This is a genomic window from Spirulina sp. CCY15215 (assembly GCF_016888125.1).
In the GTDB taxonomy this organism is placed as follows: domain Bacteria; phylum Cyanobacteriota; class Cyanobacteriia; order Cyanobacteriales; family Spirulinaceae; genus CCY15215.
In genome coordinates this window covers 1-288 of sequence record NZ_JACSWA010000163.1, presented here as the reverse complement: position 1 = coordinate 288, position 288 = coordinate 1, and the positions used below count along the sequence as shown (strand labels likewise).

Below are 288 nucleotides of genomic sequence, written 5' to 3'. Positions count from 1 at the left end.
CCTATTATGAGACTGCATTCTGATGAATTTACTCCTTTGCTTTTACAATTGTCTCGTGAAGAATTAATCGATCGCTTCAGTGTCCAAGAAGAAGGAGAATAATACTTTAGAGCGATCGCTTTCTCAAGGATTTTTCAAGGAGTCGCGATCGCAAAAGGAGAAAAAGAGAAAAGCGATCGCATTTTCTCTGCTATGCTATGAGCATTGAATAATTATTCATTCGCCCGTGACTCGTTTTATCCACGACCAATTCGCCAAACAATATCTCAGCGAACTCCTTTCTCCTCT

The 288-nt window shown here is 39.9% G+C and carries 1 protein-coding gene; it reads left to right on the top strand.

Translation table 11 applies throughout. The annotated features are described in order from the left end of the window. The first annotated feature begins 79 nt into the window (after positions 1 to 79). Positions 80 to 208 (top strand): hypothetical protein, encoded by a 129-nt coding sequence (locus tag JUI58_RS26870; protein WP_275414287.1) that lies wholly within the window; start codon positions 80 to 82, stop codon positions 206 to 208. Positions 209 to 288: the final 80 nt, after the last annotated feature.